This window comes from Sphingobium sp. AntQ-1 (assembly GCF_028538045.1).
Lineage (GTDB): Bacteria > Pseudomonadota > Alphaproteobacteria > Sphingomonadales > Sphingomonadaceae > Sphingobium > Sphingobium cupriresistens.
This window is the reverse complement of sequence record NZ_CP117158.1, coordinates 3,368,585-3,395,090: the sequence shown is the minus strand read 5'-3', so window position 1 is coordinate 3,395,090 and position 26,506 is coordinate 3,368,585. Positions and strand designations below refer to the sequence as shown.

The 26,506-nt window shown below is 62.0% G+C and carries 25 protein-coding genes; 11 read left to right on the top strand and 14 right to left on the bottom strand.

The window, feature by feature from the left end; all coding sequences use genetic code 11:
* Nucleotides 1-49: 49 nt before the first annotated feature.
* The 5 genes from sphantq_RS17045 to coxB are packed head-to-tail and all read right to left on the bottom strand — an operon-like array spanning nucleotide 50 to nucleotide 5,556.
* Nucleotides 50-1,105, bottom strand: a complete 1,056-nt coding sequence (locus tag sphantq_RS17045) for a c-type cytochrome (RefSeq protein ID WP_272799071.1) — start codon at nucleotides 1,103-1,105, stop codon at nucleotides 50-52.
* On the bottom strand, nucleotides 1,102-1,704 hold the full coding sequence (locus sphantq_RS17040; RefSeq protein WP_272799070.1) for a cytochrome c oxidase assembly protein: 603 nt from the start codon (nucleotides 1,702-1,704) through the stop codon (nucleotides 1,102-1,104). Before sphantq_RS17040 ends, sphantq_RS17045 begins: the two co-directional genes overlap by 4 nt.
* The gene (locus tag sphantq_RS17035; protein WP_066602381.1) at nucleotides 1,701-2,078 is read right to left on the bottom strand and encodes a hypothetical protein; all 378 of its coding nucleotides are present in this window, start codon (nucleotides 2,076-2,078) and stop codon (nucleotides 1,701-1,703) included. Before sphantq_RS17035 ends, sphantq_RS17040 begins: the two co-directional genes overlap by 4 nt.
* On the bottom strand, nucleotides 2,075-4,597 hold the full coding sequence (gene ctaD / locus sphantq_RS17030; protein WP_272799069.1) for a cytochrome c oxidase subunit I: 2,523 nt from the start codon (nucleotides 4,595-4,597) through the stop codon (nucleotides 2,075-2,077). Before ctaD ends, sphantq_RS17035 begins: the two co-directional genes overlap by 4 nt.
* Nucleotides 4,594-5,556 carry a cytochrome c oxidase subunit II gene (gene coxB / locus sphantq_RS17025; protein ID WP_272799068.1) on the bottom strand — a complete coding sequence of 321 codons (963 nt, stop codon included), beginning with the start codon at nucleotides 5,554-5,556 and terminating at the stop codon, nucleotides 4,594-4,596. The genes ctaD and coxB overlap by 4 nt, the downstream gene beginning before the upstream one ends.
* Nucleotides 5,557-5,729: 173 nt before the next feature.
* Here coxB and sphantq_RS17020 point away from each other — a divergent pair, with 173 nt between their 5' ends.
* Both sphantq_RS17020 and sphantq_RS17015 read left to right on the top strand, forming a co-directional pair.
* Entirely contained in the window at nucleotides 5,730-6,158 is a 429-nt protein-coding gene (locus sphantq_RS17020) for a DUF2231 domain-containing protein (protein ID WP_066602388.1), read from the top strand.
* Nucleotides 6,155-7,450 (top strand): PQQ-dependent sugar dehydrogenase, encoded by a 1,296-nt coding sequence (locus sphantq_RS17015; protein ID WP_272799067.1) that lies wholly within the window; start codon nucleotides 6,155-6,157, stop codon nucleotides 7,448-7,450. Before sphantq_RS17020 ends, sphantq_RS17015 begins: the two co-directional genes overlap by 4 nt.
* 31 nt (nucleotides 7,451-7,481) lie before the next feature.
* On the opposite strand, the gene rsgA is transcribed toward sphantq_RS17015, so the two are convergent.
* Nucleotides 7,482-8,507, bottom strand: a complete 1,026-nt coding sequence (gene rsgA, locus sphantq_RS17010; RefSeq protein ID WP_272799066.1) for a ribosome small subunit-dependent GTPase A — start codon at nucleotides 8,505-8,507, stop codon at nucleotides 7,482-7,484.
* 385 nt (nucleotides 8,508-8,892) lie between these two features.
* Here rsgA and amyA point away from each other — a divergent pair, with 385 nt between their 5' ends.
* The 4 genes from amyA (at nucleotide 8,893) to sphantq_RS16990 (ending at nucleotide 12,369) form a co-directional block, all read left to right on the top strand.
* Nucleotides 8,893-10,380 carry an alpha-amylase gene (amyA, locus tag sphantq_RS17005; RefSeq protein WP_272799065.1) on the top strand — a complete coding sequence of 496 codons (1,488 nt, stop codon included), beginning with the start codon at nucleotides 8,893-8,895 and terminating at the stop codon, nucleotides 10,378-10,380.
* A gap of 106 nt (nucleotides 10,381-10,486) precedes the next feature.
* A complete protein-coding gene (locus sphantq_RS17000; RefSeq protein ID WP_272799064.1) occupies nucleotides 10,487-11,017 on the top strand; it encodes a sigma-70 family RNA polymerase sigma factor in 531 nt (176 codons plus the stop codon).
* Nucleotides 11,010-11,717 carry an anti-sigma factor gene (locus sphantq_RS16995; protein WP_272799063.1) on the top strand — a complete coding sequence of 236 codons (708 nt, stop codon included), beginning with the start codon at nucleotides 11,010-11,012 and terminating at the stop codon, nucleotides 11,715-11,717. The genes sphantq_RS17000 and sphantq_RS16995 overlap by 8 nt, the downstream gene beginning before the upstream one ends.
* A gap of 154 nt (nucleotides 11,718-11,871) precedes the next feature.
* Nucleotides 11,872-12,369 carry a fasciclin domain-containing protein gene (locus sphantq_RS16990; RefSeq protein ID WP_408021508.1) on the top strand — a complete coding sequence of 166 codons (498 nt, stop codon included), beginning with the start codon at nucleotides 11,872-11,874 and terminating at the stop codon, nucleotides 12,367-12,369.
* 90 nt (nucleotides 12,370-12,459) lie between these two features.
* On the opposite strand, the gene sphantq_RS16985 is transcribed toward sphantq_RS16990, so the two are convergent.
* Nucleotides 12,460-13,068, bottom strand: a complete 609-nt coding sequence (locus tag sphantq_RS16985; RefSeq protein ID WP_272799062.1) for a Crp/Fnr family transcriptional regulator — start codon at nucleotides 13,066-13,068, stop codon at nucleotides 12,460-12,462.
* 312 nt (nucleotides 13,069-13,380) lie between these two features.
* On the opposite strand from sphantq_RS16985, the gene sphantq_RS16980 reads away from it, so the two are divergent.
* From sphantq_RS16980 to sphantq_RS16960, 5 genes are read left to right on the top strand one after another with little or no spacing between them, the layout of a single operon-like run.
* On the top strand, nucleotides 13,381-14,328 hold the full coding sequence (locus tag sphantq_RS16980; RefSeq protein WP_066602398.1) for a ferritin-like domain-containing protein: 948 nt from the start codon (nucleotides 13,381-13,383) through the stop codon (nucleotides 14,326-14,328).
* Between the two features lie 26 nt (nucleotides 14,329-14,354).
* On the top strand, nucleotides 14,355-15,344 hold the full coding sequence (locus tag sphantq_RS16975; RefSeq protein WP_066602401.1) for a ferritin-like domain-containing protein: 990 nt from the start codon (nucleotides 14,355-14,357) through the stop codon (nucleotides 15,342-15,344).
* 37 nt (nucleotides 15,345-15,381) lie between these two features.
* Nucleotides 15,382-16,728, top strand: a complete 1,347-nt coding sequence (locus sphantq_RS16970) for an Nramp family divalent metal transporter (RefSeq protein WP_272799061.1) — start codon at nucleotides 15,382-15,384, stop codon at nucleotides 16,726-16,728.
* A gap of 14 nt (nucleotides 16,729-16,742) precedes the next feature.
* Nucleotides 16,743-16,952 carry a hypothetical protein gene (locus sphantq_RS16965; protein ID WP_129927404.1) on the top strand — a complete coding sequence of 70 codons (210 nt, stop codon included), beginning with the start codon at nucleotides 16,743-16,745 and terminating at the stop codon, nucleotides 16,950-16,952.
* Between the two features lie 57 nt (nucleotides 16,953-17,009).
* Nucleotides 17,010-17,864, top strand: a complete 855-nt coding sequence (locus sphantq_RS16960; protein WP_242496111.1) for an alpha/beta hydrolase — start codon at nucleotides 17,010-17,012, stop codon at nucleotides 17,862-17,864.
* An 8-nt stretch (nucleotides 17,865-17,872) separates the two neighbouring features.
* Here the strand turns inward: sphantq_RS16960 and msrA are convergent, their stop codons facing one another.
* From msrA to sphantq_RS16925, 7 genes are all read right to left on the bottom strand, one after another.
* A complete protein-coding gene (gene msrA / locus sphantq_RS16955; protein WP_066602415.1) occupies nucleotides 17,873-18,541 on the bottom strand; it encodes a peptide-methionine (S)-S-oxide reductase MsrA in 669 nt (222 codons plus the stop codon).
* Nucleotides 18,542-18,881: 340 nt separating this feature from the next.
* Nucleotides 18,882-19,655: an EthD domain-containing protein gene (locus sphantq_RS16950; RefSeq protein ID WP_272799060.1), complete on the bottom strand. Its 774-nt coding sequence runs from the start codon at nucleotides 19,653-19,655 to the stop codon at nucleotides 18,882-18,884.
* Nucleotides 19,643-20,431, bottom strand: coding sequence for an SDR family oxidoreductase (locus tag sphantq_RS16945; protein WP_066602423.1), 789 nt, complete (start codon nucleotides 20,429-20,431; stop codon nucleotides 19,643-19,645). The genes sphantq_RS16950 and sphantq_RS16945 overlap by 13 nt, the downstream gene beginning before the upstream one ends.
* A complete protein-coding gene (locus tag sphantq_RS16940; RefSeq protein ID WP_272799059.1) occupies nucleotides 20,428-21,840 on the bottom strand; it encodes an aldehyde dehydrogenase family protein in 1,413 nt (470 codons plus the stop codon). Before sphantq_RS16940 ends, sphantq_RS16945 begins: the two co-directional genes overlap by 4 nt.
* A gap of 29 nt (nucleotides 21,841-21,869) precedes the next feature.
* The gene (locus sphantq_RS16935) at nucleotides 21,870-25,355 is read right to left on the bottom strand and encodes an indolepyruvate ferredoxin oxidoreductase family protein (protein ID WP_272799058.1); all 3,486 of its coding nucleotides are present in this window, start codon (nucleotides 25,353-25,355) and stop codon (nucleotides 21,870-21,872) included.
* Entirely contained in the window at nucleotides 25,348-26,073 is a 726-nt protein-coding gene (locus sphantq_RS16930; RefSeq protein WP_272799057.1) for a glutathione S-transferase family protein, read from the bottom strand. The genes sphantq_RS16935 and sphantq_RS16930 overlap by 8 nt, the downstream gene beginning before the upstream one ends.
* 1 nt (nucleotide 26,074) lies before the next feature.
* Complete coding sequence (locus tag sphantq_RS16925) at nucleotides 26,075-26,380, bottom strand: Rieske (2Fe-2S) protein (RefSeq protein WP_082679013.1); 306 nt, start codon at nucleotides 26,378-26,380, stop codon at nucleotides 26,075-26,077.
* Nucleotides 26,381-26,506: the final 126 nt, after the last annotated feature.

Here is a 26,506-nt window from a genome sequence, read left to right as displayed (position 1 = left end):
AAATGTGCTGTCGTGCTCGCGGCCGGTAACAGGTTAGGAAAGCATGGGCTCATCGGGCTGTCGGCGCATCGCCGGCGGCCCGAAATGTTGCTGAAAGACCGTCTATTTCTTCAGCGGGAATGCGCCGGGCGATGACTGCCATCGTGGCGCTCGATTTGCGAGCGTCGATTATCGTTGGCTCCCCTTGCCATTGGCGCAACCTTGCGGCCACATACTCCGGTTTTTGCCCAGTCAAGATCGGCGCCGCCTTGCCTGGCGCGTGGCAACTGAGGCAGGCCGGCAACTGTCGCGATGCAATGCCTGTTCCGGGCAAACTACGGTCCGACAGCGCCTTTTCCGACAAGCCGGGCAAGGCGGCATAATGATCGGCCAGCGCCTTCATTTCACGGATCGTCAGCGCAGCCGCCGCCGCCTGCATGACGGCACCTGATCGAGAGCCATCCGCATAGTCGCGCAGGGCGGCCAGCAGATAGCCAGGCTTCTGGCCTGCAATCACTGGAATATCCGGCTGGCCACGCCCGCGCCCGTCGGCGCCATGACAGGTCGCGCAGGTCGATAGCAGGCCCGGCCGAACATCTGCCACGGCCGTCTCTTCGTCCACTTGCGTCAGCGTCCGATATTGCGCGGCGGTCATGCGGGGCAATAGGCGCACGAAAGCGACCATGCGACGCACCTCGTCATTGCGATCGGCCGCTGGCCAGGCCGGCATTGCGGTGAACTTGACGCCATGGCGGATGATCCAGAACAGTTCGCGATCGCTCCATTCATCAGCCGTTCTGGCCAGATCGGGCGCGGACGGCGTCGCCGCCTGCATTACCGGCGACGGGCGCACGCCGGGGGCGCCGTGGCAAACCTGGCACGCTTGCCGGAAATGGCCGGCGGCGCTGACCAAGCCCGCATCCGTTGTCACATCCCTTGGCGCCTGCACGGCGGCATAGGTGCGCACCGAATTACGCATCGCCCAGTGCAGGAACCAGTCGGTGACACGCCAATGCCCGGATGACGCGGAGACTTGCATCAGCCCCGACCAGGCGAAGAGCAGCCCTGCACCGGCGAGCAGCAGTCCGGCCGACATCACCCGTTTCCATGTCAGGCGGATCGTCATGCCGCGCCTACTCTCTTATCGCGCAGCAGACTGGCCAGCAGCAGCAGCCCGCCCAGAAAATAGCTGGACGCGCCGACCATCAGCATGATGACGCCACCCAATTGCTGATCGGCGAGCGCGTCGAGGCTCAGCCCGCCGCTATGCTGCATATGGGCGTAGAGCGGCCTTGGCGCGAGGCCGATCAGCGCGCCGAGCAAGGTCATGTGCATGGACGTCAATAATAATGCGCCAATCCCCGCCGCTCGCTGCGGCGCATGGAAGACCACGCCCCAGAGCATCCATCCTGCCATCAGAAAGCAACCTTGCTCCACAACCATAGCGGCCATGTTGCGGTCCGCCAGCGCGCGCAACGCCGGCAGATGCCACGCCCAGACGGTGAACAGTTCGACCAGCATCATCGCCATCGGCGATAGTAGCCCAGGCCAGCGCCCGGCCAAATCATAGCGCCCGCCCGACAGGCCATAGGCCAGCAACGGCGCCGCCAGCGCGACGGCGATCATATGCCCCGCCATATGGCCGACCATGCCAAGCCCGCCTGCCGCCAGCATCCAGCCGACGGGCAGGAACGATCCGCCTAGGATGAACGCGGCGCGCTTCACATGCAATCCCGCAAGAAGATGACCGGCAATACCGTGAACAGCACGCCGACGAAGCTCAATCCCGCCAGGAGCAGCGTCGATTTGGCGATGAAGCGCAGCCGGTCGATATCAGTCCCATCCTCGTGCGGGGCGGAACTACCGGGCGTGCCGCCCTGCCGCCAAGCGATCCACCCGGACAGGCCGATCAGCGCCAGCGCCAACAGGGTGCCGGCCACGAACACTATCGGAAACGTCATGAATGCGCCAGCCTTCGCGCAGGAGATCGCGGCCCAGAGATAGGAAAAGAGGAAATGCCCCGCCCACAAGATGGGCGGGACGATCAGCGTCCAGAGCGTGACCTTGAGCCGTTCATGCCATTTGCCCCTGTCCGTCATGCGACCTCCGGGAACAAGCCGATGGTCGCATAGGTGACCAGGACGGTTAGTGCGAAGAAATGCATATAGACGGTGATGTTGCGCAGATCTGCGTCATGCTGCGGGTCCATGCGTCCGGCGATGCTGCGCGCCAACACATAGCCCTGCATGATCGCCGCAACGCCAGCATGGGCCGTGGTCCACACGACCAACGTCCACACGATTGCGGGGTAGCTGTGCGTCTGCGGGTCCATGCCGCTTTCCCACGGTCCCGCCAGCCCCGCGCCGATCCCGGCCACGCTGGCGAGAATGCCGATCATCAGCGCGACCCGCGCGAGGCCCACGGCGCCACGCGCATGGACTTGCCGTGCGCTGACCGTCAGCAACCAACTGGCCAGGCCGAGCGCCAGCGCGATCATTGGCCAGGCGATGCCGGGTCCGTCCGCCATCGCCATGGGCGGGAATTCCGCATGGCGCGTCCAAAAGAAGAAATAGCCGAAGATCAGGCCGGAAAAGGCGGTGGCGTCGGCCATCATGGTGATAAACATCGCCCACCATCCCGGCGCGGCAGGCCCGGCGATGTAGAGCGGCAATACGATGCCATGACCGATCGGCTTGCTCGGCTTTTCGGGAATTTCCGCGGTCCCTGTCCACAGCCACCAGAGCGCACAGGCCAGCGTCGCGACACCGCAGGCCAGGGCCGCCCAGTAAAGATGATAGGTGGTCAGGATGAACACCCCTCCGAGCGCAATCGCGGTCAGCATCGGCTTGACGCTGGGTTCGCCCAGCCGGATCACCGCCAAGGGCCGGGCGTCCAGGACGGTGGTGACGATCGTTTCGCGCCGTCCTTCCTCCGCATCCGCCAGGAAGAAGCGGCCTTCATCGACCTTCGCGACGAAATCCTTCTGGTCCCAGATAGGATAGCGGCTTTCGATCAGCGGCACCGACCTTATGCCCCAATCTTCGTCGTCCGGGTGCGCCAGCCATTCCAGCGTGCCGGCGTCCCAGGGATTGCGCGGCGATTTGGCGCGATGGGGCGAGAGGCACAGATCGACGCAGATCACCGCCACGCCCGCCGCGAAGAGATAGGCGCCGATAGTGGACGCCATGTTCATCCCGCCCAGTCCCAGTTCGGCGGGATAGGTGAAGACCCTTCGCGGCATCCCCATCAGGCCGGACAGGTGCATCGGGAAGAAGGCGATATTGGCGCCGATGAACAGCAGCCAGAAGGCGATACGCCCCAGCCGGTCGGATAATTTCTTGCCCGTCACCAACGGCCAATAATAATAAAGGCCGGCAAATAGCGGCATCAATGTCCCGCCGATTAGCACATAATGGAGGTGGGCGACGATGAAATAGCTGTCATGCGCCTGCCAGTCGAACGGCGCGACCGCCACCATCACCCCGGTGAGCCCGCCGATGACGAAGATGGCGAGGCTGCCGGTCGCATAAAGGAGCGGCGTCGACCAGGTGACGCGCCCGGCCCATAATGTCGCGATAAAGACGAAAATCTGTACGCCCGTCGGGATCGCCACCGCCTCCGACGCGGCCGAGAAGAAAGCCAGGCTGATCTTGGGCAGGCCGGTCGTGAACATATGATGGACCCACAGGCCGAACGACAGGAATGCCGTTCCCACTGCCGCCAGCACGATCCATGGATAGCCCAGCAGATGCCGCCGCGAGAAAGTCGGCACCAGCATCGCGAACAGAGCGATGGACGGGAGGAAGATGATATAGACTTCGGGATGGCCGAATATCCAGAAGAGATGCTGCCACAGCAAAGGGTCGCCGCCCCGCGTCGCGTCGAAAAAGGGCCAGTTCAGCAGCCTTTCCATCTCGAACAAGATGTCGCCCGCGATCAGCGGCGGAAAGGCGAAGAGGATCATCACCGCCACGACCAATATATACCAGGCGTAGAGCGGCATGAGGTTGAGGCGCATCCCCGGCGGCCGACATTTTAGCACGCCGACAATCAGTTCGACGGCGGCGGCGACCGACGACACTTCGATGAAGGAAAGGCCCAGCATCCAGATGTCGGCGCCCAGCCCGGACAGGTCCGTACGGGTGGTGAGTGGCGGATACATGAACCAGCCGCCATCGGGCGCAGCGTTGAAGAAGATCGAGCCGCCGACGAAGACGCCGCCCAGCAGGAAGGACCAGTAGCCGAAGGCCGACAGGCGCGGAAAGGGCAGGTCGCGCGCGCCCAGCAACTGGGGCAACAGGATGATCGACACCGCTTCGAACATCGGCACGGCGAAGAGGAACATCATCATCGACCCATGCAGGGTGAAGAGTTGGTTGAAAGTATTCGCCCCGATCAGATTATTATCCGGCACCGCAAGCTGCGTGCGGATGATGAGCGCCAGGACGCCCGCGAACAGCATGAAGCAGAAGGCGGTCAGCGTGTACCACACGCCCACCCGGTTGTTGTTGACGTCAGTCCAACGCAGGAACAAGCCTTTGGGCGGGGTCCAGACCTTCCGCAGACGCTCTTCCTGCGCGGCGCGCACGGCCGGATCATCCTGATCGTGCAGGCTCATCGCAGGCCTTTCAGATATGTCGCGATCATCCGCGCATCGGCATCGCTCAATTGTGGATAGGCGGGCATACGCACGCCCGGCTTGGCCGCCTGTGGCGCGCGGATAAATGCTGCGGTCGCCTCCACCGACGGCGGCAATATCCCCGCTCCCACTGTCAGACGCTCGCCAAAATGGCTGAGGTCCGGCCCGATTGTCGCAACATGGGACGTTCCCCTTATCGCATGGCATCCGCCGCATCCTTGCGCGTCGAACAAGGCTGCGCCTCTGCCCGCGCTCCGGGCGATGCTAACACTATCGCGCGCCAGCCACGCGTCGAATGCATCCGCAGGCATCGCGATCACATCGAACGCCATCAGCGCATGGCTCAGGCCGCAAAATTCGGCGCACACCCCGCGATACCGCCCCGCCTTTTCGGCGCGCACGACCAACCGGTTGGTGCGGCCGGGGATCATGTCCATCTTTCCAGCCAGTCCCGGTATCCAGAAACTGTGCAGTACATCCTGCGCCGTCAGTTCGAACGCCACCGTGCGGCCCACTGGCACGCGCACTTCATTGGCGGACAGCATGGGCGTCGCGCCAGGCGGGACATAGGCCACCCGCCACCAGAATTGTTCGCCCTCCACCCGGATCACCATGTCAACAGGACTGGTCGGTCGCGGGCGCATGGCAGGCAGCGCGTAGACCAATAGCGCCGCCAGGATAACGGCCGGACCGATCGCGCCGACCCATAAGACCATGCGCATTCCCGCTTCATGGCTGAGCCGCCCTTCCGGAGCACGCACCGCGCGTACATAGAGCGCAACGACAATCGCGAGAATGACAATTGCCCCAACGGTCAGGATCATAGCGATATGCCGGATTTCCCGTGCTTCCGCTCCAAAGACGTCCAGGGTCGATTGCGTCGCGTTGCAGCCGCCGGTCGCCAACAACAACGGCGTGCAGACCCAGGCTCGTCGCATGATTTCGATCTGTCCCCCCGACGCCGTGTGACACATGAAGCTCAAACCCGTCAGGGGCTGGAGGGTTCAATGATTTCTGTTTCGTAACAAGGGGCGCAATCGGTGAACCACGAAACCAAATGGATGGTCAGGCATTGGCGTCCATATCCTTATCCGTCCGCAGGAGATATGATTTGCCGATTGCGCCGCCGCCTGCACGGCTTCTTCACCCCCTGCACGGGGTTCTGCTGGCATGGCCGGTCGCGTTGTTCCCTGCAGCGCTGCTGTCCGATATCACCTATCTGCAAACGGCGGAAATCCAGTGGACGAACTTTTCCGCCTGGCTCATCACCGGCGCGCTTATGATGGGCGCGCCCGTACTGCTCTGGGCCATCGTCGATGCTCTACGCGCCCGACATATCGGAGCGCGCCGTCGTCATCGCCTGTATCTGCTTCTGCTGGCGCCGATGTGGATCATCGGGTTCGTCAACGCCTTGCAGCATAGCAGCGATGGGTGGAGTTCGGTCGGCACGACCGGTCTGACCCTGTCGAGCCTGAGCGCCGCCCTGGCTTTGGCGGCCGGCTGGATCGCCCATGGCGGCTATCGGGAGTACAGGCCGTGACCATTCGCCTTCTTTTCGCCACTGCTGCCACCTTGGCGCTCGCCGCGTGCGGCGGCAGCCGGGCCGACATCGACCAGACAGGGGCGCGGCCTGATTTACCCGATCAGCGCCAGACGCTGCTGCCGCCAATGAAGATCGCCACTCCGGAGGGGTGGAATGGAGAAGAGCCGATTGCTCCAGCGGGCTTCACGGTCACCGCGCTCGCCACCGACCTCAAGGTGCCACGCCAACTTCTTGTGCTGCCCAATGGCGACATATTGGTTGCCGAAGGATCGGGCGGATCGGCCCCGACACTGCGGCCCAAGGATGTGATCGCAGGCTATATCAAGGGCCTTGGAAAAACGCCCGTGAAGGGTGGTAACCAGATCACCCTGTTGCGCGATGCTGACGGGGACGGCAAGGCCGAACTGCGTACCGCCTTCATCACCGGCCTCAACGCCCCCTATGGCCTAGCCTATGTCGATGGGAACATCTATGTCGCCGCGCAGGATGCGCTGCTGCGCTTCCCCTATCGCGACGGCATGACGCGGATCACGCTGCGGGGGCAGGAGATCACCAAGCTGCCGGGTCGCGTCAATCATCATTGGACGAAGGCGCTGACTGCCGGCCCGGATGGCAGCAAACTCTATGTGGGCATCGGGTCCAACAGCAACGTTGGCGAACGTGGCCTGGCGATCGAGGAGGACCGCGCCGTCATATGGGAGGTGGACCGCCAGACCGGCGCGCACCGCATCTATGCATCGGGTATTCGCAATCCGACCGCGCTTGCAATCCATCCGCAGACACGCGCGCTTTGGGCAGTTGTCAACGAGCGCGACGAACTTGGGCCGTTGCTTGTGCCCGATTATATGACCGCAGTCAGGCCCGGCGCATTTTACGGCTGGCCTTACAGCTATTGGGGGCAGAATATCGATCCGCGGGTCCATCCGCAAAAGCCAGATATGGTGCGTCGCGCCATCCGTCCCGATTACGCGCTGGGATCGCATGTCGGCGCGCTCGGCATCAGTTTCCCTGCCGGCCAGGGGCTGGGACGGGGTTTTATCGATGGCGTGTTCGTCGGCCAGCATGGCAGTTGGAACCGGCAGGATCTGGCAGGTTACAAGGTTGTATGGATTCCGTTCGCCAACGGACGCCCGGCGGGCAAGCCGCAGGATTTTCTGACTGGCTTCATCAAGGGTGACCATGCGCGTGGCCGCCCGGTTGGGGTGACCTATGACCCGATCAGCGGCGCGCTGCTGGTGGCGGACGACCTGTCGAACACGGTCTGGCGCATAAACCGACGCGAGCGTTAGCGTAGAAAATCCCCTTTTCACGGCCAGCGGCTTATTTCTTCTTGGCCGGATTTCTCTTCGCGATGCGATCAAGAGCGCGGCGTTCCGTCAGGCTTGATCTATTATAGATTTCCTCGCTCGCCAACCGGCGCCAGCGATCCAGGCGAGCGGATGACAGCCTTCCGTCGGCGATAGCCGTCCGAACGGCACAGCCCGGTTCAAGTTCATGCGTGCAGTTGGAAAACCGGCAATGTTCGGCAACTTCGACGAAGTCGTCGAATATCTCGGCAATGCCCGATCCCGCGTCCCTCAGTTGCAATTCGCGCATACCGGGGGTGTCGAGCAACCAGCCGCCTCCTGCCAGCCGGTGCATCTCGCGCACCGTGGTCGTGTGCCGACCGGTGTCGTCGCCCTTTCGTATCGCCTGCGTCATTATGCTGTCAGAGCCGCGCAAACTATTGACCAGCGTCGATTTACCAACTCCGGAGGAGCCTACCAAGGCGACAGTCTGCCCCCGGCCGCACCAGATGGCAAGTGGCGCGACACTGCCAGAATCGCGCCCGTTGACGGCTTCGACCAGCAGCCCCGGTCGAAGATCCCGCGCCTCTGCCGCGAAAATATCTGGCCTATTCGTCAGGTCCGTCTTGGTAAGAATGACGACCGGCTGCACGCCGACCTCCTGCGCCAGCACCAGATAGCGTTCCAGGCGTGCGGCGCTGAAATCCTTGTTGCAGGAGGCCACGATGAAAAGCGTATCCACATTTGCAGCGATCAATTGCGTCTTTTGCTCATTCCCCGGCGCACGTCGCTTGAACAGATTTTCTCGCTGGAGAACGCGCCGAACCGCAAGCGTGGCATCATCAATCAGCAACCAGTCGCCCACCGTCGGGTGATCTTCGGGAACGGAGGCGTCAGGGATATAGGGTGGGATCAGGCGCGTCGCGCCCGCACCCGCGACCGCAATCTTGCCACGATGAACAGCCATCACGCGCGCTGGATGGCATCCCGGATCCTGATCACCCGAAAGTTGCGTACTAAAAAAAGGCCGCCACCCCAGCTCTTCCAACGTCTGATTCATTCCATATCCATTGTGCCGCTCGCAGCCCGCCTCTGTTCGCCGTATCGCCGTCACAATCAGACGCGCTGTGCTTCTCCAGTGATGGCAGGCATCACATTATTCCATCCTCTGACCAAGCGCATTTGCCGGATGCGCCCTTCGCGCAGAATGCTCAGATGTGACACCGTCTGCCGGTTTCCTAGTGAAATCTATCTGTTTCGGCGCAGGAACGAATGCTGTCATCTGTCGTTAGAATCAGCTTCGAATTGCGATGGCAGCCGCCTTGGCCCGAAAGCCCATGCGATACCCCCGCGCTTGCAAAACAATATCCGCCGGTTGGCGTCCTATCGGACGGACATGACAATGAACGACAATCGCTCAAGTCGAGCAACATCAAGGACATTCGATGGCAGCGCGTACACTATTGCAGTTTTTCCATTGGTATACGCCCAGCGGCGGAACACTTTGGCGTGAGGCTTCCCAGAAGGCTGACAGCCTGGCCAAATTGGGGATTACGGACATCTGGTTGCCGCCCGCATACAAAGGTGCAGCAGGCGGCTATTCGGTAGGATATGATAGTTACGATCTTTTCGACTTGGGCGAATTCGACCAAAAAGGATCAATCGCCACCAAATATGGAGACCGGGCGCAATTGGAGCAAGCCTGCCACAGCCTTGAGGAAGCCGGAATTCGCGTCATCCATGATGTGGTTTTCAACCACAAAATGGGCGCTGACGAAACCGAACGGGTACAAGTGCGCAGGGCTGAACCAGAGAATAGAACAGACATTGAGGACATAGCGTTCGAAGCATCTGCCTATACGAAATTCACCTTTCCTGGTCGGCAAGGCGAATATTCGAAATTCATGTGGGACATGAAATGCTTCAGCGGTGTCGACCATATCGAAGATCCCACCGAGGACGGTATATTCCGCCTCGTCAACGAATATGGCGACGGAGAGTGGAGCGACGAGGTAGATAGTGAAAAGGGCAATTTCGACTATCTCATGGGGTCCGATGTCGAGTTTCGAAACAAGGCGGTTTACGAGGAGCTTAAATATTGGGGCCGTTGGCTTCCGCAGCAACTGCCCTGTCATGGGTTCCGGCTTGACGCAGCTAAGCATATTCCAGCATGGTTTTTCCGCGATTGGGTTGGCCATGTGCGCGAAACGGTGGACAAGACATTGTTCGTGGTGGCGGAATATTGGCATCCAGATATAGATGTGCTGCACCGATATCTGGAGCAGGTCGACGAGCAGTTAATGCTGTTTGATGTCGCATTGCACCATCGATTTTTCGACGCATCGAAATCCGGCGGCGACTATGATTTGCGCACGATATTCGACGACACCCTTGTCAGCGTTTCGCCCCATCACGCGGTGACTTTGGTCGCCAACCACGACACCCAGTCGCTCCAGGCGATGGAGGCGTCGGTCGAAACTTGGTTCAGGCCGCTGGCCTATGCGCTCATCCTGCTGCGCGAACAGGGCGTACCATGTATATTCTACCCCGATCTTTATGGCGCTCGCTATAGCGACCAGGGCGAAGATGGGGAAGATCATGAGGTCGAGATGCCCGCGATCGAGAGCCTCCCCAAGCTCATCGAAGCCCGCCAGCGTTTCGGCCATGGTCCACAAACCGAAATGTTCGACGATCCGGGGTGCATAGCCTTTGTCCGCCACGGCACCGCGCAAGCGCCAGGCTGCATCGTCATCGTCGCCAATGGCGAAGGTCGCGAAAAAAGCATCGACCTTGGTCCCGACCGTGCGGGAGACGGATTTCGCGATTTTCTGGGCTATTGCCAGGAAGAAGTCATAGCCGACGATGCCGGCCGGATCGTCGTCAGAGTCAATGGAGGCAGCGTTAGCGTGTGGGTTCCAAGCGACGCGATCTGATCCGTGCGTCCCCGGCGGCGGATGGGACGTCGATTTCCCGGATTGAAACAACAGATAAGCTTGCTAGGGTGATCAGGTGGGAGACATAGACACCGAACGCGACAGATTGATCACCGCGCTGGCGCAGGTCGCGCAGCGTGATCGGTCGGCGCTCCGGCAAGTTTACACCATGACGTCTGCGAAACTTTTTGGCGTTTGCCTCCGTATCTCTGCTGACCGCGACGCAGCCGAGGATATTTTGCAAGACGTGTATATCAAGATTTGGAATCGGGCCGAACGGTTCGACGCGGGACGCGCCAGTCCCATTACCTGGTTGTGTGCGATCGCGCGGAATACAGCCATAGACTGGTGCCGCGCATCGCGACGTCCCGGCATGGCGACGGATGAAGCCGCGGCGCAAATTGCCGACGCAACCCCTCTGGCCGACATGGCGATCGACCGCGACCAACATAGCGCGCGTCTTTTCGCTTGCCTGGATGAACTTGAAGACCGGCATGGTCTGGCGATCCGTTCGGCATTTCTGGATGGCCTCACATACGCTCAATTAGCCGATCGCATGGCGGTGCCGCTGGGAACCATGAAAAGCTGGATCCGTCGCGGCCTGCAGCAACTCAAGGCATGCATGAGCGATGGCTGACGCGCACCTGACGCCCGAAGAACGCGATTCGCTTGCCGCCGAACTGGCGCTGGGCGTGCTTGACGGCGCGGCGCGTTCTGACGCGCTGCGCAGCTTGATGGCCAATCCGAACTTCTCGCCTGACATGATCGGTGCATGGGACCGGCGATTTGCTGTGCTCTATAACGATTATACGCCGGTCGCGCCGCCGGAAACGCTATGGCCAAGCATAGAACGTCGCATTGCGGACGGATTACAAGCACATCCTGCCTTACGGCAATTGCGCTGGTGGCGCGCGGGTGCATTCGCATCCGCAGCGGTCGCCGCGTCGCTGGCGCTCGTCATTCTGTTGCGCCCGACGCCGACCGTTCCGGCTGCACCACCAGCGCAAGTGGCGGTGGCGCAGATGGTCGGCGCCCCAGATGGGCCGATGATATTGGCGCGGTACAATCCGGCGTCGGGCAAACTGATCCTGCGGCCGAAAGGCGTCGCACCGGATCGTCTGGCCCCCGAACTATGGATCATTCCGGCCGACGGCAGACCGCGATCGCTTGGTCTGATTGCTGGTGGCGCCGAAAGTCGCGTAGCGATCGACCCGTCTTACCGCCCCTTCATGACAGAGGGCGCGACCTTGGCGGTCACCATGGAAACCATCGACGGCGCGCCCCACGACGCCCCCAGTTCTACCCCGATCGCCGCTGGGAAAATATCCCTGTTCTGATCTGCATCTCCTGACGGCTTCCTACCGTAACTGATCTGCACGCCCGCTCTGACAGGACGCGCGACATAGGAAGGAAGCCTCCATGACGACTATCTTGACGAAGCTCTCGCTGACATTTGCGGGCGCCCTGATCCTCGCCAGCGGCGCGCCCGCCATGGCCAAGGACATGGGCAAGAACCCGATGGTCGGTGGCGCAGCGATGTATCCGACCAAGGACATCATCGACAATGCCGTCAATTCCAGGGACCACAGCACACTGGTCGCCGCGGTAAAGGCCGCCGGCCTGGTCGACACACTCAAGGGCGCGGGTCCGTTCACCGTCTTCGCGCCGACCAACGCGGCCTTTGCCAAGTTGCCCGCCGGCACGGTCGACACGCTGGTGAAGCCTGAGAACAAGGCGATGCTGACCAAGATATTGACCTATCATGTCGTGGCCGGGCGGATGACCGCCAATGATATTGCGGCCAAGGCGAAGATGAACGGCGGCAAGGCGGTGCTGACCACCGTGCAAGGCGAAAGCCTGACCGCATGGGAAAAAGACGGCGCCTGGTATCTGACCGATGCCAAAGGCGGCATGTCGAAGATCAGCATCGCCAATGTGATGCAGTCCAATGGCGTTATCCATGTGGTCGACACGGTTCTGATGCCCTGACCCGATCGATCCTGTAAACGCCGGACTGCGGAAGCCCGCCAATCCCCCCCTGATTGGCGGGCTTCCCCTGCCTTTCCAACGCCGCGCTGATTAGCGGATAGCGAACAGGGGGGCGACATATTGGCTATAATGTTCTTCGGCCACGCCATAACCGTCGCCTGCCACAAGGCAAAGACCGGGGCGGTTGCGCATCACCAGCCTGTTGCGGCTGCTGGCGATCAATTGATTGCCCTCCATCACATGCAGGGCGTCCGTAATGCTGGCCCGGCGAACGACGAGCATGTCCGCCAGATCCTGATGCGTGACACAGATGTCGCCGTCATTGGCGCGATCATGATGCATCAGGATCAACCGTGCCAGCCGCCGCTCGACAGGGTCAGTCTTGCTCGACACGATCGTGGCGTTCATCTGGATCATCACGCTATGCACGAAGCGCATGAGGCTGACGCGCAGGCTTGGCCTTTCGTGCATCAGGCGAAGCATCCTTCCTATCTCTATGCGAAGAAGCCGCGCCCCCTCCCCGCCTGCGCGGATATGATGGGACGACAGGCGCACCTCCATCAATGCTGACCAGCCGATATAGCCTTCCCGTCCGACCAGCGCGGTCAGACATGCCGAACGGGCGCCCGCATCGCAGTTCAAGGCCAATATCCCGCTTTCGGGGAAATCCAGAAATTCTATGGGCTGACCTGTACGCACGATGATATCTTTAGGCGCCAGAACGACGCCAGTAAAATGCCGGCTGATGCTGGCATAGTCAGGCGGTGACAAGGACCGCAGAAAGATATTCGACGTGTCTTTTTGAATGCCGGCAACCAAAACGCCCTCGCAATTCATGGGTATCGAACCAAGAGATACGGCCGCAACAGGCCAAGGGATGCACCCTGGTACGTCCGCGTACGCAAATTATTTTTTTGGCGTAAAAACCGGAACTTCGTCGATCAATCACATCTTTGCCCGCCGATGACGCGCCCCCGCGCATCATGACCACCAGGCAGCGAGGATCGAGCTATGACCGATGATATTCTGGCAATCGAGACTTTAGAACGCAGGGCCAAACGGCGAGAGGAACGTCGGGATTTCTTTCGAACGCTGGGGGCCATGGCCGCCTTTGGCAGCGCAGGTTTCGCCGCGAGCAGCCAGTCGGCCATGGCGCAGAGCGCGCCATCGGACGGCGACATACTGAACTTCGCCCTCAACCTGGAATATCTGGAGGCGAATTTCTATTCCTATGCAGTGTTCGGCACGCCGATCGACACCAAATATACCAGCGGCAGCGGCAATGCCGGCACTGCCACAGGCGGCCGAAAGGTCAATTTCACCGACCCGGTCGTGGCCCAATATGCCAAGGAGATCGCACAGGACGAAATCGCCCATGTCGATTTCCTGCGCAAAAATCTGGGCGGGGCCGTGGTCGCCCAGCCCGCGATCGATGTCGGCACTGATCCCAATGGCGCTTTTTCGTCCGCGGCGCGCGCAGCCGGCCTGATCGGCGGCGGCGCCAGCTTCGACCCATATTCCAGCGACGAAAACTTCCTGCTGGGCGCGTTCATCTTCGAGGATGTGGGGGTCACCGCCTATAAGGGCGCGGCGCCGCTCATCACCAGCAAGGCCTATCTGGAAGCCGCGGCCGGCATCTTGGCGGTGGAAGCCTATCATGCGGGCCTGGTCCGCACCTCGCTCTATCGCAAGGGCATCGCCACCCCATCGCTGATCGACGCGACCGAGGCGATTTCCAAAGCGCGCGATAGCTTGGACGGGTCCAGCGACCTCGATCAGGGCATCGCCAATGTCGGCGACGCATCCAACATAGTGCCGCTCGACGCCAACGGCCTTGCCTACAGTCGAACGACCGGACAGGTGCTCAACATCGCCTATCTGACCAACATGGCGACGGCGCGGGGCGGATTTTTCCCCAATGGCGTCAACGGCACCATCAACATGAGCGCGGCCAACTGAGCCCCTTTCGAAACGGAGTTGATCCCATGAAAGACGATCTGATGCTCGAAGCATTTGAAGCGCGCGCACGGCGCCGCGATCAGAGGCGCGGCTTCCTGCGTGCAGCAGGGTCTATGGCGGTAGTGGCGGCTGGCGCGAGCCTGTTGTCAGGCTGCGGCGACGATGAAGCCACGGCCGTACCAACGCCAACACCCACGCCAACCCCGACACCCACGCCGACCGTGACCGATGGCGATGTGCTGAACTTCGCGCTCAACCTGGAGTATCTGGAGGCGCAATTCTATTATTTCGCCGCCTTCGGATCGGGTCTGCCCAGCAGCCTATTAGGCGGAGCGGGAACACAGGGCGCGGTCACCGGCGGCCGTCAGGTCGCCTTCGTCGATCCGTTGATCGCTCGCTATGCGCGCGAAATTGCCGCCGACGAACGGGCGCATGTCGAATTTCTGCGCGGCGCTATCGGCACGACAGCGGTGGCGCAGCCCGCCATCGACATCGGATCGAGCGCGACCGGCGCTTTCTCCTCGGCAGCGCAGGCGGCTGGCCTGATCTCCGCGGGGCAAAGCTTCGACCCCTATGCCAGCGACGAGAATTTCCTGCTGGGCGCCTATATTTTCGAGGATGTGGGGGTTACGGCCTATAAGGGAGCCTCGCCGCTCATTTCCAACAAGACCTTCCTGGAAGCGGCGGCCGGTATTCTGGCGGCTGAGGCCTATCATGCCGCTCTGGTGCGGACCGTTCTCTATGGCAAGGGCGTGGAAACGCCGTCGTTGCGCACATCGGCGGACAAGATATCCGACGCCCGCGACAGTCTGGACGGGTCGGCGGACAAGGATCAGGGTATCAGTCCCAAGGACGGCGCATCCAACATCGTCCCCACCGACAATGACGGCATCGCGTACAGCCGCACGACAGGCGAAGTGCTCAACATCGTCTATCTGACGAAGCTGGCCGCACAGAAAGGCGGCTTCTTCCCCAATGGCCTCAACGGCAGCCTCAACACCAGCACTGCACAATAGCGCTGGATCTGGACTGCCATTTGAAAGGGGATAGCCGATGACACCTCCGCCACCCGCCGACATTGCGATGCCGTCCATGGACATGCCGGACATCAGGCCCAGCCTGCCCGGTTCCTATCGGACTATCGCGGTGCCGCGGGCTGGCGGCAGCGTCTGGAAGAAAATGGGCGCCTTCGCCGGTCCCGGCTATATCGTCGCTGTGGGCTATATGGACCCCGGCAACTGGGCGACCGACCTGGCGGGCGGGTCGGCCTTTGGCTACACCTTGCTGTCAGTTATCCTGCTGTCCAGCATCATGGCGATGGTGTTGCAATCGCTCGCGGCCAAACTCGGCATCGTCACCGGCATGGATCTGGCCCAGGCCTGCCGCGCCCAATATAGCACGCCGGTCCGCATTATCCTGTGGGTCATGTGCGAACTGGCGATCATCGCCTGCGACCTTGCCGAAGTGGTCGGCACGGCCATCGCGCTGCAATTGCTGTTCGACATTCCGCTGATCATGGGCGTGTGCCTGACTGCCGCCGACGTCATGCTCATCCTGTTCCTGCAACAGCGCGGCTTTCGCCAACTCGAAGCCTTCATCGTTGCGCTGCTGATCGTGATAGCCGGCTGTTTTGCTGTCGAACTGTTCCTGTCGAAGCCCGACCTTGCCGCGATCGGCATGGGCCTTGTTCCCAGCGCCAGCGTCGTCACCAACCCGGCGATGCTCTACATCGCGATCGGCATCATCGGCGCGACCGTGATGCCCCATAATCTCTATCTTCATTCCTCGATCGTCCAGACCCGCAGCTTCGAGCGGAGCGAAAGGGGCAAGCGCGAAGCGGTGCTGTTCGCCACCGTGGACAGCACCATCGCGCTGATGCTCGCCATGTTCGTCAATGGCGCGATTCTGATCCTGGCGGCATCCTCTTTCCATGTCGCGGGCATGACTGGCGTGGCCGAAATCCAGGATGCGCACCGCCTGCTCGCGCCCATGCTGGGCGCCGGCATAGCCAGCACCCTGTTCGCCGTGGCCCTGCTGGCATCGGGACAGAATTCAACGATCACCGCGACGCTGGCGGGGCAGATCGTGATGGAGGGCTTCGTCAACCTGCGCGTGCCTGCCTGGCTGCGCCGGGTCGTCACCCGGATGCTCGCCATCGTCCCCGCCGTGATCGTGGCGGCTCTCTATGGATCGGAAGGGACGACCCGGTTGCTGGTCCTGAGCCAGGTGATCCTGAGCCTGCAACTGCCCTTCGCCGTCATTCCCCTCGTCAAATTCACGAGCGACCGCGCTTTGATGGGCAGCTTCGTGAACCCGCATTGGCTCAAATTCGCGGCCTGGGCGATCTCCGCGATCATCATCACCCTCAATCTCAAACTGCTGCTCGAATTTTTCCTTTGAAAAGGAGGACTGACATGAAAGCCACCCTGCGTTCCACCTTCATGCGACTGACGTTGATGGCCGCGGCCATCGGCCTGCTCCTGCGCGCCATCCTGTTTGATCGTGCGGACCTGCCCTATGCGATCGGTATAATGGCCGCCGCGCTGGCCTATGAAGCGCTTTTCCATGTCGCCAGCAACGCGATCCGGCATAATTATGACATCCAGGCCGCGCCATCGGCTTGAAGCTGGTCATCGCCGCTCTTCATGGTAGAGAAGGCGATGGGTAGACGATGGAAATGGTTGGCAGCGAGCGCTTGTGGGCTGGCGGCGGTCGCCTGTGTTGCTTGCGCGCCCCTCCTGACATTCGACACGCTGGTGCCCAAGGATGGCGATGGCGTCAGGATCGCAAAGGATATTCCCTATGGCGATGGCCCGCGCCAGAAATTGGACATCTATGCGCCGCGTGACACACATGCCGATGCGATGCTTCCCGTCATCATTTTCTTTTACGGCGGCTCATGGGCCAGCGGCACGCGGGCAGGATATGCATTTGTGGGCCGGGCGTTGGCCGCGCAAGGTTTCCTGGTCGTTATTCCCGATTATCGGATCGGCCCCGACAATCTGTATCCCGATTTTGTGCAGGATGGCGCCAGCGCAGTCAGATGGACGGTCGAGCATGGGCAGGTTTATGGTGGAGCGCCCCATGCCATCATCGTGAGCGGCCATTCGGCTGGAGCCTATATTGCGGCGATGCTGGCGGTTGACGAGCGATGGCTGGGCGCAGATCGGGCGGCGATCAAGGGTCTGGTCGGCATCGCCGGCCCCTATGATTTCGCGCCTTTCGACGTCGCGGCGAGCAAAAACGCGTTCGGGACATGGCCTAACCCGGCGGAGACGCAGCCGGTGCACTGGGCTGGCGCAGGCGATCCCCCGTCCCTGTTGCTGGTCGGCGATGCGGACCAGACCGTACACGCCCGCAACAGCCAAGCACTGGCCGCCAAATTAGGCGCGGCTGGCGTTCCGGTGCGAATCAAATGTTATTCCGGCATAGGCCATATCGGAATGGTGACGGCGATCGCCCGGCCCTTTCGCTATCGGGCAAGCATCGTCGCCGATATCACCGATTTCGTGAGCAGCGTCGCCCCCGCCCGCTGACGGGCGATTCATGCTTTCCAGCGTGCCGGAAATAGCCGCTTCAACGCAGCGACCTTGGGCCGGTCGTTCAAGACGATGTAGGGATAGGTCGGGTTGCGAGCCATGAAGTCCTGATGATGGGCTTCAGCCGCAAAAAACCGCCGATTGCTTTCAACCCGCGTCACGATCGGCCGGGTATAGATGTGAGCGGTCGACAATTGCGCGATATAGGCGCGCGCTACCTTTTCCTGCGCAGGCGAAGCGGGAAACAGGGCCGATCGATATTGGGTGCCCCGGTCCGGCCCTTGCCGATTGAGCAGGGTAGGGTCAGTCACGACGGAAAAGTAAATCCGCAGCAGGTCCGCATAGTTCACTTCCGTCGGATCGAACACGACCCTGACGGATTCGGCATGGCCAGTGGTGCCTTTGGACACACTTTCATAGTCGGCGGTTGCCGCTTCGCCCCCGGCGTAGCCGGACGTCGCGCTGATCACGCCTTTGACATGGGAGAAAACCCCTTCCACGCCCCAAAAACAGCCCCCGGCAAAGGTTGCGGTTTCGAGATGCCCCACGACGGGTTCGATCATCGCAGCGGCCGGCGCCAAAATAGCCCGCTCGGCGGCGTCACCAGGGCTGGTGAAGGCGATCAGAGTCGATCCGGCAAAAAGGACTGCGGCAACCGGGAAGATGCGAGACATAACACGCTCCGTCAAAGGATAATGACAGAGATACGATGCAAATCGCCGCGCAGTTACAATGTCACCCGTTTTTTTAAACCTCCGATGCCACTACCCGCCAATGGAAGACACGGGCATCCGCCTAAATATTTTCCAAGACGCGGCTGAGGGCGAGAATCATGCGGCGCTTCCCATTCACGCGAGCAGGTCAGCCCTAAGACTGCGCCTGGTTTAGCCCGACCATCATCATGCAGAGGGGCAGTTTGCGAGGAAGGAGTCGAGGCGACAGAGTGGGAGGTAGTATCGGCCCGCGCTCGGCCGGAATTGTTTCCGACGACATAGCCTGACCCGATTGTTTGCCTCAACCCGCAATGGGTCCGTAGATCGCGCGGAGCAATGAAAGCTCGCGTTGGTTACCGGCATTCGCTTCTTCGATGGTGCGCACAGCGTCCAGACCGCGCAGGCCGATCAGCGTCGCACGCCCCTGCTCCACCATCGCATAGCGCGCATCCGTGCGGTAACAGACAATCCGCCCGCCGCTGGACCGCACCGCATCGGCAAGTGCGGCATCCGCCTGCGCAGGACCCGACCACCAGCTTTGCATGACGGCGCCGAACAGACGACTTGCCCCGCACTCGTTGACATCGGTATTGTTCCACCCTGCGGGGTCGGCGCCCGAAAGATCGTGTCGTGCGATTCTTTCGGCGCCCGCGTCGATCAACGCTGCCGCGATCGCAATCGCATCCAAGCCGACCGGCACGACGACGAAATAACTGTCGGCCTCACAATGTCGGATGTCGCCCGTCACTATCGTCGCGCCAGCCTCCAGATTGTACAAAAGGGCACGGCGAAACAAGTTCTGCTCGTCGCGATGGATATGCTTGGTGACATCGCTGTGGATCAGGCCGTCGCGATCTCCCACCGCTGCAAATGTAACGACGGCGATACCCTCAAACGGTTCGACAACGAGCGAACCGATATCAGCAAGCGGCGTGATATGGTGCTGGGTATAGGTTTCAAAGCCCGGAATACGCGCGGCCATGACGCCATGCACATCGCGCCAATAGCGCGAGAAGAGGTCGCGCGAGATGCCTGGCTTGCGTTCCAGCAGGGCGATCGTCGTCAGGCTTGCCATAGCGCGCCCTCGACTGGCAGCACTGTCCCGGACACATAGGCGCCCGCCCGCGACGAAAGGAACAGCACCGCGCCGCCGACATCCTCGACCGATCCAAGACGGCCAGCAGGAATGCCGTCCACGACCTGCTCCTTAAGACCTGGCACGGCGGCAAAAAAGCCGTCGGTCATGTCGCTGGGAAAGAAGCCCGGTGCGATAGCGTTGACGGTTATGCCCTGTGCGGTGAGATCCGACGCCATCATGCGGGTCAACTGATGGATCGCCGCCTTGCTGGCGCCATAGGCATAGGCGCCGTTGCTGCTGCGGCCCCAAAGCGCGCCGATCGAGCCGATCGAGATGATGCGGGCGGGATCGCCGGGGGCTGAGGCCGCCTTGAGTTGGGGCAACAGCTTTTGCGCCAGGAAGAAGGGCGCGCGCAGGTTGAGGCCCAGTTCGCGATCCCACTGGTCGATGCTCGCCTCCTCGATCGCCCCGGCGCTGAACATGCCGGCGTTGTTGACGAGGATGTTGAGCGCGGGCACGCGGGCAGCGATGTCGGCGGCGGCGGCTTCCACGCCTGCGCCCGTGCCCAGATCATGGGCAAGGAAGATCGCCTTGCCCGGCCCCTCCAGTCCGTCTGCAAATGCCTTGCCCGCTTCCGCTCCGCGTCCGACGATCACTATGTCCGCCCCGGCCGCCACCAACGTCCGGCTGATCATCGCGCCGACGCCCTTGGCGCCGCCCGTCACCACGGCAGTCTTCCCTGCGACGGAGAAGAGGGTTTCAAGGATGCTCATGCCGCTTGCGGCTTGGCGATGTTGAGGATCTGAAGCGCCGTGTAGGGATAAAGGCCTTCAAGCCCGCCCTCTACGCCGGACCCGGACTGCTTGTTCGCCGGAAAGGGCACGGCGGGATCGAGCGCGCAATGCTGATTGACCCAGACGCTACCGCTTTCCAGGCGCAGCGCGATCTTCGCGGCCGCCTCCGCATCGTTCGACCAGATCGATCCGCCCAGCGCATAGGGCGACGCATTGGCGCGCGCGACGACGTCATCGATATCGGTATAGCGGATGATCGGCAGGATCGGGCCGAACGGTTCCTCATCCACGATCACATCGCCTTCCTTCACATCGCGCACGACCGTCAACGGCACGAAATAGCCGCGGCCATCGGGCAGTTCGCCGCCCGCGATGATCGTGCCGCTGGCCTTGGCGCTCGCCAGATAGTCGAGCACCTTGTCATATTGCGCCTTGTTCTGGACCGGACCGAACTGCGCTTCGGGATCGCGGCCGCCCGCCACCTTGGAGCCGGTGGCATAAGCAGCGATTTCCGCGCACATGGCGTCGTACAGGCTGTCATGCACATAGAGCCGCTTGATGATCGCGCAAACCTGCCCGCTGTTGAAGAAGGCGAAGGCGAAGATGGCCGGCGCGATCGCCTTGACGTCGGCGTCGGGCAGCACGATCGCCGCATCATTGCCGCCCAGTTCCAGCGTGACGCGCTTGAGCGTCGGGGAGGCCGCTTCCATGATCTTGCGGCCAGTGCCGGTCGATCCGGTGAAGGTGATCTTCGCGACATCGGGATGCGACACCAGATGCGCGCCCGCTTCGTTGCCGCCCGACAGGATGTTAACGACGCCTGCGGGGACGACATCCTGCCACAATTCACCCAGCCGCAATGTCGTCAGCGGGGTAGAGGGGGCCGTCTTGACAACGATCGTGTTGCCCGCCGCCAACGCAGGCGCGATCTTGTTGCAGGCGATATAGACCGGCGCATTCCAAGGCACGACCGCTGCGACAACGCCCAAAGGCTTGCGATGCTGCTCGACCCGGCGCGTATCATCCTCGACCAGGATTTCAGGTGCGATCCGCAGGCCCGCATAATAGTTCAGATAGCCCGCCGCGAGATGCGCGATCTCGAACTGGGCGAGGCCGAGAGGGCGGCCTGTTTCCTGCACCAGAAGCTGGCAAAGTTCGTCCAGATTGTCGGTCACGACCTGCGCCATCGCGACGAGCACGGCGCCGCGCGCTTCGGGCGTGGCATCGCGCCAGGCGGGATAAGCCTTTTTCGCGGCGGCCACCGCTTGATCGACCTCCGCCGTGCCGGCATCCGGCACCTGCGCCACCCTGCTCTCGTCGCTCGGATCGATGACGTCCATGTGGCGCGCGGTATCAACCAGCGCCCCGTCGATCAGCATCTTGACCATCTTCCACTCTCCGATATTTTGTTATTCTGTCAGGCGTTCTGGACCAAAGGCGCGGGCGCGCCCAAGGCTGAGATGGCGGCATCTTCGAATTTCTTCAGGATCAGCGGTTCGAGCGCACGGACCTTCTCGACATTGGCCTCCTTCACATGGCCGTAGCCACGGATCTGCGCCGGCAGCGAGGCCAGTTCGACCGCAGCAGCGTGATTGGCCGCTGTCAGCTTGTCGGCGACCATGCGCATCTGCGCTTCATAATGGTCGATGAGGCCGCGTTCCATCCTGCGCTCTTGGGTATAGCCGAAAATATCGAAAGCCGTGCCGCGCAGTCCCTTGAACCGCGTGAGAAAGGCGAAGGCCTTGCCCATCCACGGCCCGAACTCCCGTTTGATGAGGCGCCCATCCGCGTCCTTCTTCGAAAAGAGCGGCGGCGCCAGATTGTAGCGCAGCTTCGCGCCGTCCTCGAATGCGTCCTTCAACTGCTGCCTGAAGGCCGGATCGGCGTGCAACCGGGCAACTTCATACTCGTCCTTATAGGCCATCAGTTTGGCGAAGTTGCGCGCGACCATGACAGACAGCATGTCCCTGCCCGGCGTCGCGCGCACCTCCGCCCTCGCCACGCTATCGACCAGATCGCGATAGCGCTGCGCCCAGGCGACGTTCTGATAATCGGTCAGCAATTGGGTGCGGTGGGCGACGATGTCCACAAGCGCCGTCAACGGGGTGAAGTCCAGTTCCTGCACATGGCTCACCACCGCCTTTTCGATCCGGGCGGGATCGACCGCCTGCAAACGGCCCAGCGCAAAGGCCGCCTTGTTGAACGGAATGGCGACACCGTTAATCTCCACGGCGCGCTCGATGGAGTCGGGTGAGACCGGCAACAGACCCAACTGACAGGCATAGCCCAGCATGAAGAGATTCGCCGCGATCGTATCGCCCAGCAGCGCGAGGCCAAGACCGGTCGCATCGACGCCGTGCAGGTCGGCCGACATGGTCTTGAGGCGACGGACGAGCAGCCCTTGGTCCAACGTCAGGTCGGGGTTGCGCTGAAATGCCGGGGTCGGGGTGACGCGGGCGTTCACGACCACTTTCGTACGCTCCGTCGACAGCGTCATCGCCGGTTCCTTGGCAAGGCCCGCGACCGCGTCGAACGCCAGCGCCAGGTCGGCCTCGGCAATGCCCAGCTTCTGCGCCCCCAGATCGTCATTATGGGCAGCGATCCGCAAATGGCTGAACACCGCGCCGTTTTTCTGGCTGAGGCCGGTCATATCAAATACCGATGTCGACTTGCCCTCCAGATGCGCCGCCATGGCAAGCAGGGCGCCAATGGTGACGACGCCAGTGCCGCCGATGCCGGATATCATGATATTATAGGCGCCGTGGTGGAGCGGCACGATCGCGGGATCGGGCAGCGCCATGTCGGCTTCGCCGTCCAGCTGCGCCTTCTTGGGCTTACGCGGTTCAGCGTCGAGGACGGTCACGAAGCTGGGGCAAAAGCCCTTCACGCAGCTATAATCCTTGTTGCAGTTGGACTGGTCGATCTGGCGCTTGCGCCCCAGTTCGGTTTCCTTGGGCCAGACGCTGACGCAGTTGGATTGGACCGAACAGTCGCCGCAGCCCTCGCACACAGCCGCGTTGACGAACATGCGCTTGGCCGGATCGGGAAATTTACCGCGCTTGCGGCGACGACGCTTTTCCGCGGCGCAGGTCTGTTCATAGACGATGACGGTGACGCCGGGGACATCCCGCAATTCCTTCTGCACCGCGTCATAGGTATCGCGATGATGGACGGTGACGCCCTCCCCCAGCCCGCTATGCGCGCCGTAGAGATCAGGCCGGTCGGTGACGACGATGCACCGCACCGCGCCCTCGGCCAGCACCTGCCGGGTGATGTCGCCCGGCGTCAGCGGGCCGTCGACAGGCTGGCCGCCCGTCATCGCCACGGCATCGTTGAAAAGGATTTTGAAGGTGATGTTGACCTTCGCGGCCACCGCACCGCGCACCGCAAGCAGGCCGCTATGATAATAAGTGCCATCACCCATATTCTGGAAAATGTGGTTCATGTCGCTGAAATAGGCGAGGCTGTACCAATGCGCGCCCTCGCCGCCCATCTGCGCGTTGGGCAGCATGTCCGGGCCGGAATACATCGCCATGGCATGACAGCCGATGCCACCCGCCGCAATCGATCCTTCCGGGAAGCGGGTGCCGGTGTTGTGCGGGCAGCCGGAGCAGAAATAAGGCGAGCGCGCCGCATCGGAGGGCTTCAATCCCTTTACCGTCTCCATCTGGCGCGACAGGCGTTCGGCGCGCGCCGCCAATGCTTCGTCGGCGATGCCCAGACGCCGCAGCCGCTCGACGATGACGAGCGCGAGTTGCACAGGTTCAAGCTGTTCGTCGGACGGAATCATGAAGACGCCATCCTCGTCCACCTTGCCGACGATGCGTGGCATGGCCAGGCGGCCATAGAGGATCGCCTTGGCCTGGTTCTCGGTGAGCGGATCTTTTTCTTCGATAAAGAGAAGTTCGGACTGGCCGGCGGCGAATTCGGCCAGGCCTTCGCGCTCGACCGGATACATGCAGCCCAGCTTGTAGACGCCAAGCCCCACTGCAGCGGCGGCAGCATCGTCGAGGCCCAGCAGCTTCAGCGCCTGGCGCACGTCCTGTACGGCCTTGCCGGTCGTCACGATGCCCAGCATGCGCGCGGGCGTGTCGATCAACACCCGATCGATTCCGTTGGCCCGCACGAACTTCTCGACCAGCGGCCAGCGATAACGCTTGACCACGATCTCCGACGCGGTGCGATCCAGATGGGTTGGATAATTGTGAAAGCCATTGGCGGGCGCTGGGCCGCGATCGGGCGTGACCGGGCCATTGTCGCCGACCCGGATGTCGACCGTCATGGTCTGTTCCAGCGTCTCGTTGGTCAGCTTGAAGCCGGTATAAAGGCCGGTATAGCGCGACATGGCGAAGCCCAGCAGGCCAAGATCGATCACATCCTGCACATTGGAGGGCGCCAGGATCGGCATCCCGGCGTGCATCAGGGCGACCTCGCTCTGATGCGCGACGGTCGAGGATTTGCCCGAATGATCGTCCCCCGCGACGATCAGCACGCCGCCATGGGGATGGGTGCCCGCGATATTGCCATGTTTGAACGGATCGCCAGAACGATCGACACCTGGTCCCTTGCCATACCAGATGGCGAAGACCCCGTCCTTGTTGGCGCCGGGCGTGGTCGCCAGCATCTGCGTGCCCCAAACCGCCGTTGCCGCGAGATCCTCGTTCACGCCCGACTGGAATATTATGTCGTGGCTTTCAAGCAGCTTCTTGGCCCGCCACAATTCCATGTCGTAGCTGCCCAGCGGCGACCCTCGATAGCCTGATATGAAGCCACCGGTGTCGAGGCCGTTGCGCTGGTCGATCTCCTTCTGCAGCAGCGGCACGCGGATCAGGGCATGGGTTCCGCTCATGATCACGCGGCCGTCGTCGACCGTATATTTGTCGTCCAGTTTCACGTCACGCATGGGTTGTTTCTTTCAGCTCTGGCTCAAGCCAGGCGGCGCCCTTGTCGCGCAGATAGGCGGCAAAGGCTGGATGGAAATCGGCAAGGACAGTGTGGGTGGATGGGCGCGCCGCCATGATGTCGAACCAGTCGTGCAAGCCCGGAACGGCATCGACCAGCGAAGCCCCGTAAGTGAAGCGCATGGCGCGCTCCCCCAGGTCAAAATGATAGAAGGCGAAGATGTCGGCATAGGTTAGCTGCCCGCCCAGCAGGAAAGGCGCCGGCGTCACCAGTTGCGACAATGCGCGCATCCCCCGATCGACCACCGGCCGGACGGCGGCGATCGTCTCCGGCGCGTTGACGCCGCCCATGAACGCGCCGGGGTATAACGAGCGCAGCGGCGTTTCGACATAGAGCTGGACGATGTTGATGATCTGCCGCGCGCGCGCGCGCGCGAAGGCGCCGGTCGGGTAAAGCGGAACACCAGGAACGACCTCCTCGATATATTCCAGGATCGCGACGGTTTCGGCGATGCAGCCCTGCCCCGTCCGCAAATAAGGGATTTTGCCCATCGCGCTGTGCGCCAGAAAGGCTTCATCCTGCGCCGCGCGGGTCGGGACGATCGTGAAGGCGGCGCCCTTTTCGATCAACGCCGCGCGCGCCGCGTTGAAATAATTACTGACCGGATAGCCGTGCAAGGCCAGGGCGCCGGACGCAGGATCGAACGAGATATCGGTCATGTCACGCCGACAGCTGGGAAACGAGGATGTCGTTGCCGTCGACCGCCACATCATAGCGTTTGATCAGAAGGTCGGGGTCTTCCTCGCATTCTCCCGTGACAAGGTCGAAACTCCAGCCGTGCCAAGGGCAGGTCAGCACCGTGCCGCACACCTCGCCCTGGTGCAGCGGCCCCTGCGCATGGGGGCAGCGCGCCTGGGTCGCGACGGGCGATCCATTTACCAGGAAGATCAGGATTTTTTCCGATCCCAATGACGCGCGAAGCGGCTTTTCCGCCGTCAACTCGGACATTTCTCCCACTTTCATCATATCCGCTCCCCCGCCCCGTCATCCATCGGCGCCTGTTCATACTGTTCTAGCGCAGCCTGCCCCAAGGCAGCAGGGCGAGCGACGCCATATCCGGGCCGAAGGTGACAACCAGAAATATTTTGCGCG

Excerpts from the sequence above, each read along its gene's own strand:
- sphantq_RS16935 (WP_272799058.1), bottom strand. The coding sequence starts at position 25,355 with ATGCGTGACGTGAAACTGGACGACAAATATACGGTCGACGACGGCCGC.
- sphantq_RS16975 (WP_066602401.1), top strand. The coding sequence starts at position 14,355 with ATGAAAGACGATCTGATGCTCGAAGCATTTGAAGCGCGCGCACGGCGC.
- sphantq_RS16945 (WP_066602423.1), bottom strand. The coding sequence starts at position 20,431 with ATGAGCATCCTTGAAACCCTCTTCTCCGTCGCAGGGAAGACTGCCGTG.
- sphantq_RS16940 (WP_272799059.1), bottom strand. The coding sequence starts at position 21,840 with ATGGTCAAGATGCTGATCGACGGGGCGCTGGTTGATACCGCGCGCCAC.
- rsgA (WP_272799066.1), bottom strand. The coding sequence starts at position 8,507 with ATGAATCAGACGTTGGAAGAGCTGGGGTGGCGGCCTTTTTTTAGTACG.
- sphantq_RS16925 (WP_082679013.1), bottom strand. The coding sequence starts at position 26,380 with ATGATGAAAGTGGGAGAAATGTCCGAGTTGACGGCGGAAAAGCCGCTT.
- amyA (WP_272799065.1), top strand. The coding sequence starts at position 8,893 with ATGGCAGCGCGTACACTATTGCAGTTTTTCCATTGGTATACGCCCAGC.
- sphantq_RS16930 (WP_272799057.1), bottom strand. The coding sequence starts at position 26,073 with ATGACCGATATCTCGTTCGATCCTGCGTCCGGCGCCCTGGCCTTGCAC.
- sphantq_RS16990 (WP_408021508.1), top strand. The coding sequence starts at position 11,872 with ATGGCCAAGGACATGGGCAAGAACCCGATGGTCGGTGGCGCAGCGATG.
- sphantq_RS17045 (WP_272799071.1), bottom strand. The coding sequence starts at position 1,105 with ATGACGATCCGCCTGACATGGAAACGGGTGATGTCGGCCGGACTGCTG.
- ctaD (WP_272799069.1), bottom strand. The coding sequence starts at position 4,597 with ATGAGCCTGCACGATCAGGATGATCCGGCCGTGCGCGCCGCGCAGGAA.
- sphantq_RS16950 (WP_272799060.1), bottom strand. The coding sequence starts at position 19,655 with ATGGCAAGCCTGACGACGATCGCCCTGCTGGAACGCAAGCCAGGCATC.
- sphantq_RS16995 (WP_272799063.1), top strand. The coding sequence starts at position 11,010 with ATGGCTGACGCGCACCTGACGCCCGAAGAACGCGATTCGCTTGCCGCC.
- sphantq_RS16980 (WP_066602398.1), top strand. The coding sequence starts at position 13,381 with ATGACCGATGATATTCTGGCAATCGAGACTTTAGAACGCAGGGCCAAA.
- sphantq_RS16965 (WP_129927404.1), top strand. The coding sequence starts at position 16,743 with ATGAAAGCCACCCTGCGTTCCACCTTCATGCGACTGACGTTGATGGCC.
- sphantq_RS17035 (WP_066602381.1), bottom strand. The coding sequence starts at position 2,078 with ATGACGGACAGGGGCAAATGGCATGAACGGCTCAAGGTCACGCTCTGG.
- coxB (WP_272799068.1), bottom strand. The coding sequence starts at position 5,556 with ATGCGACGAGCCTGGGTCTGCACGCCGTTGTTGTTGGCGACCGGCGGC.
- sphantq_RS16970 (WP_272799061.1), top strand. The coding sequence starts at position 15,382 with ATGACACCTCCGCCACCCGCCGACATTGCGATGCCGTCCATGGACATG.
- msrA (WP_066602415.1), bottom strand. The coding sequence starts at position 18,541 with ATGTCTCGCATCTTCCCGGTTGCCGCAGTCCTTTTTGCCGGATCGACT.